A 6388-nucleotide genomic window follows, 5' to 3' on the forward strand; every position below is an offset into this window, starting at 1 on the left:
GTTTTCAGATTTACATTGGCATTCAAAGCCAGTAGTTTTGTCACCAATTCAGCACCTTGGCGCTAAACTTTGGCTGCATCATGTAAGCAAACTAACAAAGCGTTTAAGACAGATTCCCAACGCTTGGCATTTTCAGTTTGGGTCAGTTTTGGTGTTTACGGTGGCAAGGTTTTAGGTAGGGTGGTGGCGTTGCTCACTACTTAACGCGGCGTTAGTTTTCAAAAGTAGAAAAGCGTTTTTGGTCAAAGAGCTTAGTCTGGTTTCTGTGCTTTACACCGGTTCGCTTGCCAAAAGTTGTGCAACCAAATCTCATCGCGCGTAGGTTGTTTTTCGGCTCTTTGAGTGTAGCTCTATTCATTTCTCCGCATCAGTAACTTTGGTCGCTTGGTGCGTCTCGCGCTGTTTCTTTTTCTAGGTGAGTCTGTCGCAGAAAAGTCGGTTCGTTGAACTTGGTTGTCAGGTTGGTCGAATGAATCCTTTGCCAGCTAAGGTGCCAAACTGTGGTTATTTATCGCATGTCGCTTCTTAGCCAATCTCGTTTTGTTGGTTGAGTTTGAGTTCCGTAGTTTTCAGTTTTACATTGGCGTTCAAAGCCAGTATTTTTGCAACAAATTCAGCACCTTGGCGCTAAGCTTTGGCTGCATCATGTAGACAAACTAACAAACAATTTAAGAGTGATTCGGCACGCATGGCATTTTTACTATGCGTTGGTTTTAGTGATTAAGGTGGTATGCGGTGGCATCGGTATTGCGTGCCTCACACCTTAATTGGGCGTTATACGTTTTCTTGTAGTCAGTGATTAATATCTAAATTTCAAAGGGTTAATTTGATGGACGAAATTACAAAAATTGCAATAAGTGAAATGGTCAAAAAATATAACCCTCATACAATAATTATTTATGGTTCAAGGGCTAGAGGTGAAGCTACTGTTGAAAGTGACGTTGATATTGCATGCTTTCTTGATGATTCAGCAGCATTTGAAGATACTAGGAATCACGATGGTATTTTCATTGATGCTTGGGTTTATCCAACTGAATTAATGAATGATGCTACTCAGTTTATAAAGTTCAATCAGGCTTACTGTGCTGTCGATGAGAGAGGACTTGGGAAAAAGTTATTAAGTCAGGTTAGTGAAGAATACAAAAAAGGGTTAACTCCTTTAAATGAGCAAGACAAAACGAATATCATTGAACTAAGACTGAAGGTTTTGAAGCAAGCATGTAAAGGTAACCTTGAAGGTAATTATAGAAAATCTTGGCTTCAATCAGACCTTTTACAAACGTATTTTTTATTGCGCAGGTTATGGTATTTCGGTCCTAAACAGAGTTTTTTGTGGCTTGAAAATAATGACAGGGTAGCTTACGACCTTTTTTCGAAAGTCTATGATATGCCACAAAGTACAGAGCATTTAGAAGCTTTGACTTCATTTGTAGTAAACGTATAACAAAGCATTTAAGAGTGATTCCCAACGCTTGCCGTTTTCGCTTCGCTCAAAGTATAGGCAAGCGTCGCTCACACCTTAATGCGGCGTTATGTGGTAGGAGGAAATTATGAATCCAGCAGCAATTCTTGTTCATGTTCCAAATGTTGAGAAAGGGCTTGAGTGGTACAAGAAAGCCTTTCCTGAAGCTGCCCCAATGCATGACACTGAGTTCGACTTTACAGTCCTGAGTTTAAATGGTTTTTCGCTAGAAGTAGTACAAGCAGATGACAAAGTGGGTGCAGGTAAATTTGGTACAGTTTTATATTGGTCTGTAGCAAGTCTGCCTGCTGCTCTGGCACATTTCGAAACGCTAGGGGCTCATCTTTATCGCGGACCAATGGAAATCGAGAATGGGCTTTCAATGTGTCAAGTTGAGGACCCATTTGGTAACTTAATTGGGCTTCGTGGAGCTACCACATAACAAAGCGTTTAAGACGGATTCCCAACGCTTGGCGGTTTCAGCTCAAAGATATGCATCGGTGTTTATGGCATAATGTCTTGAGTACTGTAGTAGCGTAGGTCACCACTTAACGCGGCGTTATGTGCTTAGAAGGAAAATGGCATTGATTAGAGAAATGGATATCTCGGATTACTCTCAAGTTATTGAGCTTTGGTCTGAAACAGAAGCTATGTTGCTGCGTGATGCAGACTCTAGAGAAAACATAGGTAAATACTTAGAACGTAACCCCAATCTCAGCTTTGTCGCTGTAGATGGTGACACTATTGTTGGTGCAATTTTAGTTGGTACAGATGGTCGTCGAGGCTACGTACAACATTTGGCTGTAAACGCGAATTGTCGAGGCAAAGGCATTGGTGCCAAACTCATATCCTCAGTGGTCGATGCATTATCGAAAATTGGTATAGCTAAAACTCACTTATTTGTTGCCAATGAAAACCTGAATGCTCAATATTTCTATGAAAAACTAGGTTGGTTTCCACGTGATGAAGTACGTATGTTTTCTTTTAACTCGTCTTGCAGTGGTAATGTTTAGTACGCACATAACAAAGCATTTAAGAATGATTCGCAACGCTTGGCAGTTTCGCTTCGCTCAAGTATAGCCAAGCGTCGCTCACACCTTAATGCGGCGTTAAGCGTACACATCGGAACCGATGTCTAAAGGAAACTATGAAAATAACAACATTAGTGGATAACACTCGGCTGGACGGTAGGCAAGATTTGGCTGTTGAGCGTGGGTTATCATTACATATTGAAACTGAATCATTGAGTATACTGTTTGATATGGGTGGAGGAGATACGTTTTGTCAAAATGCGCCTCTACTAGGTGTTGATATCGAACGCGTTGATATTGCGGTTATATCGCATCGGCACCATGATCACTGTAATGGTGCTGTAGATTTTGTTTCTCACAATTCTAAAGCCAATGTGTTTTTGAAAGATTGCGAAGAAAAAAACTACTATTTTCGTGCTTATGGTTTCAAAAATGATGTTGGTATCAATACAGATTTACTAAAAGACAGCTATGAGCGGCTTGTATTCGTTAACCAAACGACTGAAATTGCGCCGAATGTATTTGTTATTACTGATATAAGTACCAAACACGAAAAGCCAAAAGGAAACCGATATCTATATACGCAATCTCAAAATGGATGGGAATCCGATACATTTGACCATGAATTACTACTAGTGATAAAAGAGCACGACGGTTTAGTTATATTTACTGGTTGTGCTCATAGTGGAGTTCTTAATATGGTTGACACTGCTGTTAGCTATTTTCCGAGTGAGAGAGTTAAAGCAGTCGTTGGGGGCTTTCACCTAGTTGGGTTGCCACTATTCGATAATATCGGTGGGACTAAGCAATACATCAAAGACCTTGGTCGCGCATTGTTACAATACCCCATTGATAAACTGTATACAGGGCACTGCACAGGTAAGAAGGCTTATGGTCTGCTTAAAGGAGTACTCGGAGAACGTTTAGAGGCAATCCCCACGGGAAGCTGTTTTAATGTATAGCGAAAAGTACGCTTAACAAAGCATTTAAGAGTGATTCGTAACGCTTGGCAGTTTCGCTTCGCTCAAGTATAGCCAAGCGCCACTCACACCTTAATGTGGCGTTAGCTGTACACAAGGCTTAGTCTATCGAGAGGGATTATGAAAAAACTATCTATTATCTTGTTGGCTTTATTCGTACTTGTTGGTTGTAGTAAGGAAGTGCCAGAAGATAAGTTGCTATATATTGGTCAATGGCAAAGTGTAGAAATGTATTTGTTAATACTTGCTGATGGCACAATAGCTTATGAACGCTCGCAGAATGGTGGTTCAATCTCTATAGAGGCGTCAATAAAGGAATTTGTAGGCGACGATTTCGTTGTTGGTTATTCCTTTTTAACGACTACTTTTGTTGTGTCTAAACCCCCTCATCACATAGATGGTAAGTGGTTAATGGAGGTTGATGGCGTGACATTAACAAAGGTTGATGAAACAGGTTCAGGTTAAAAAACAGCTAACAAGCAATTTAAGCAGACTGTCAACGCTTGGCATTTTCAACTCGGTTCAGCTTCAGTGGTTATGGTGGTAAATTTGGGTGTATTGGTAGCGTTGTCAGCTACTTAATTGGGCGTTATGTTCTAGGAGAAATAATGAAGTTAGAAGAACTGAGTTTAATTGAAAGAAAGACGGGAATCGTGCTTCCTAAAAGCTACAAGCAGGCTCTTTTAAATTACCCCGAAGCTTTAGTTGGAACTGAAGCAGAAGACTTCCATTTTCTTACCGATGCAGATGAAATAATCTCAGAAAACCTAGAGGTTAGAGTCAGTGGTTATTTTGGAGAAAAGTGGCCGGAAGACTATTTTATTATTGGTCACAATGGTTTTGGCGATTATTACGTAATTAGCCACACTAGCACGGAATTTTCTGTCGGTTTTACCGACCATAATAAAATGGAATGTAATCTATTTTCTGATAGCTTGGACGAGTTTGTCGAGAAACTGTTAAATGAGTTTGAAGTCGAATAGTTCGAACATAACAAGCAATTTAAGCAGACTGTCAACGCTTGGCATTTTCAACTCGGTTCAGCTTCAGTGGTTATGGTGGTAAATTTGGGTGTATTGGTAGCGTTGTCAGCTACTTAATTGGGCGTTATGTCACAAGGAGAAAATATGTTTCAGTGGACGAAAAAGAACATCATCAAATCTGTTGCAAGAGAGCTTCCACCAAGACTTGCGGTTAAGTACGGAAAAAAAGATTTCTACAATCCCGAGGAAATTGATTGGGCTCTAGGGGCTATTGGAAAATCAAAAGACCTTAACTATACAAACTACGCCTACGGTATGCTAACTAGTCATAGTTTCTTTATGTCTTTGGGTTTGTCGACAGCTTTCGGTGCCCACCCAGAGTTTCACCGTGAAGTAGGAAATGTCTTGTTCAAGCAAGACTGTGCCCCAGATTTTGAAGCTTACTTGGAATATGCCTCAGTTCATGGCTCTACAGTCCAATATGAGGGAAAAAGTACCCAAGAGGGGCTAGGTGGAGGGGACTTTGGTGGTGGTGACGACTTTGGTGGTGTGTAGTGACATAACAAAGCATTTAAGAGTGATTCCCAACGCTTGGCATTTTTCAGTCCATCGTTGGGTTTCGTGGTAGCGTTGCTCACACCTTAACGCGGCGTTAGGTTTTACTCGAAAATTTCTAGATTGAGGAGTTAGTTTTGCAAAAAGTTGTTGCAGAAAAAGCACTGTTTATAAAGCTTGGTGATAAAGGGCGTTGGGAAAAAGACTGCATAGAAAATGGATATTTACAGCTTGGATACCACGAACTAGATCATGATGCTTGCTTAGTTGGTGACGCAGATAAAGCTAAGAGAGCTTTTCCTGAAGGTTACAATCAAGGTGCTGCAACAAGGCATATAGATCAAGTTTTTAAGTTCTATCATGAACCAGAAAGTACTATGGATTACGTTTTATTCAGATAGACTTTGGTGGTGCTTTTCTAAAGACGTTATTGAAAAGCAAAGTGACGGTTCAAAAGTTCGACCTGTTGTAACGAAGTGGTCAGATACAGATATTAATGGGGTCCCGCTGCACAAAGGACGATTAAGTGGGAAGCTGCTATCCGTCCAAGGGTTTCAGGGAGCGATTTGTACAGTAAAAGAGAAAGACTATTTACTTCATAAAATCAATGGTACAAATGAACCTCATGTTCAAGCCGCTGAAAATGCAGTATCTAACCTAGAAAGAGCCTTATTTCCCATTATTAGAAATTTGCATCCCAAAGATTTAGAAACGCTTACGGATCTTATATTTCGTCAAGCAGGTTGGCAAAGAACAGGTGTCGCAGGAGAAGTAGAGAAAGATATTGATCTAGATCTTATATCTCCAATAACTCAAGAAAGGATCGCAGTTCAGGTTAAGTCTAGGGCAAATGTTGGCACTTACGAGGCTTATAAAGAAAAATTTTCTGACATGAGTGGGTTTAGTAAGTTTTATTTTGTAACTCACTCTCCAAACAATACACTTGATACATTAATTGACGCGACCACAGACGAAGACTTTATATTTTGGGGAGTCGAAGAGCTCTCAAGGCAATCGGTAAGAAATGGGTTAGTTGGTTGGCTAATTGATCGAGCATCATAAAGTACAACCTAACAAACTGTTTAAGAGTGATTCGCAACGCGTGGCATTTTCACTATGCGTTGCGTTTAGTGTTTAAGGTGGTATGCGGCGGCTTAGGCATTGCGTTGCTCACACCTTAACAGGGCGTTATGCTAACAATTATCACTGACGGAACCTGAATGGTAGGTCTCTTTAGACGTTTCATTAATATAAAAGGTGTAGCAGCCATTTGATTCCAAAATATAGCCTTTTTGCCAAATGTATGATGCTCGATCTATTCCGCCATTTGAATCCAGTGGAAAGTCAGGAATAGGAACATAGCCACTTTTACCTGGG

At 40.5% G+C, this 6388-nt stretch carries 9 protein-coding genes and 1 pseudogene; 9 read left to right on the top strand and 1 reads right to left on the bottom strand.

All coding sequences use genetic code 11. From position 1 onward, the window contains the following. The first annotated feature begins 829 nt into the window (after positions 1–829). The 9 genes from L4C37_RS21980 (at position 830) to L4C37_RS22020 (ending at position 6073) form a co-directional block, all read left to right on the top strand. The gene (locus L4C37_RS21980) at positions 830–1444 is read left to right on the top strand and encodes a nucleotidyltransferase family protein (RefSeq protein ID WP_429770069.1); all 615 of its coding nucleotides are present in this window, start codon (positions 830–832) and stop codon (positions 1442–1444) included. Positions 1445–1550: 106 nt separating this feature from the next. Beyond that, entirely contained in the window at positions 1551–1904 is a 354-nt protein-coding gene (locus L4C37_RS21985; RefSeq protein WP_429770071.1) for a VOC family protein, read from the top strand. A gap of 136 nt (positions 1905–2040) precedes the next feature. After that, complete coding sequence (locus L4C37_RS21990; protein WP_429770073.1) at positions 2041–2475, top strand: GNAT family N-acetyltransferase; 435 nt, start codon at positions 2041–2043, stop codon at positions 2473–2475. Positions 2476–2609: 134 nt separating this feature from the next. Next, positions 2610–3455 carry an MBL fold metallo-hydrolase gene (locus L4C37_RS21995; RefSeq protein ID WP_429770075.1) on the top strand — a complete coding sequence of 282 codons (846 nt, stop codon included), beginning with the start codon at positions 2610–2612 and terminating at the stop codon, positions 3453–3455. A 138-nt stretch (positions 3456–3593) separates the two neighbouring features. Next, on the top strand, positions 3594–3938 hold the full coding sequence (locus L4C37_RS22000) for a putative periplasmic lipoprotein (protein WP_429770077.1): 345 nt from the start codon (positions 3594–3596) through the stop codon (positions 3936–3938). A 143-nt stretch (positions 3939–4081) separates the two neighbouring features. Further along, positions 4082–4456 (top strand): SMI1/KNR4 family protein, encoded by a 375-nt coding sequence (locus L4C37_RS22005; protein ID WP_429770079.1) that lies wholly within the window; start codon positions 4082–4084, stop codon positions 4454–4456. A 144-nt stretch (positions 4457–4600) separates the two neighbouring features. Further along, entirely contained in the window at positions 4601–5011 is a 411-nt protein-coding gene (locus tag L4C37_RS22010; protein ID WP_273297096.1) for a DUF6559 family protein, read from the top strand. A gap of 137 nt (positions 5012–5148) precedes the next feature. Next, positions 5149–5412, top strand: a complete 264-nt coding sequence (locus L4C37_RS22015) for a hypothetical protein (protein WP_429770081.1) — start codon at positions 5149–5151, stop codon at positions 5410–5412. After that, entirely contained in the window at positions 5372–6073 is a 702-nt protein-coding gene (locus L4C37_RS22020) for a restriction endonuclease (RefSeq protein ID WP_429770083.1), read from the top strand. Before L4C37_RS22015 ends, L4C37_RS22020 begins: the two co-directional genes overlap by 41 nt. A gap of 131 nt (positions 6074–6204) precedes the next feature. On the opposite strand, the pseudogene L4C37_RS22025 reads toward L4C37_RS22020, so the two are convergent. Continuing rightward, a pseudogene (locus L4C37_RS22025) lies at positions 6205–6388 on the bottom strand (hypothetical protein); the annotation flags it as partial.

The organism is Vibrio kagoshimensis, assembly GCF_050337535.1.
Classification (GTDB): Bacteria; Pseudomonadota; Gammaproteobacteria; order Enterobacterales; family Vibrionaceae; genus Vibrio; species Vibrio gallaecicus.

Bases quoted from the DNA above. Each gene is read 5' to 3' on its own strand.
- L4C37_RS21980 (WP_429770069.1), top strand. From the start codon at position 830: ATGGACGAAATTACAAAAATTGCAATAAGTGAAATGGTCAAAAAATAT.
- L4C37_RS21985 (WP_429770071.1), top strand. From the start codon at position 1,551: ATGAATCCAGCAGCAATTCTTGTTCATGTTCCAAATGTTGAGAAAGGG.
- L4C37_RS21990 (WP_429770073.1), top strand. From the start codon at position 2,041: ATGGCATTGATTAGAGAAATGGATATCTCGGATTACTCTCAAGTTATT.
- L4C37_RS21995 (WP_429770075.1), top strand. From the start codon at position 2,610: ATGAAAATAACAACATTAGTGGATAACACTCGGCTGGACGGTAGGCAA.
- L4C37_RS22000 (WP_429770077.1), top strand. From the start codon at position 3,594: ATGAAAAAACTATCTATTATCTTGTTGGCTTTATTCGTACTTGTTGGT.
- L4C37_RS22005 (WP_429770079.1), top strand. From the start codon at position 4,082: ATGAAGTTAGAAGAACTGAGTTTAATTGAAAGAAAGACGGGAATCGTG.
- L4C37_RS22010 (WP_273297096.1), top strand. From the start codon at position 4,601: ATGTTTCAGTGGACGAAAAAGAACATCATCAAATCTGTTGCAAGAGAG.
- L4C37_RS22020 (WP_429770083.1), top strand. From the start codon at position 5,372: ATGAACCAGAAAGTACTATGGATTACGTTTTATTCAGATAGACTTTGG.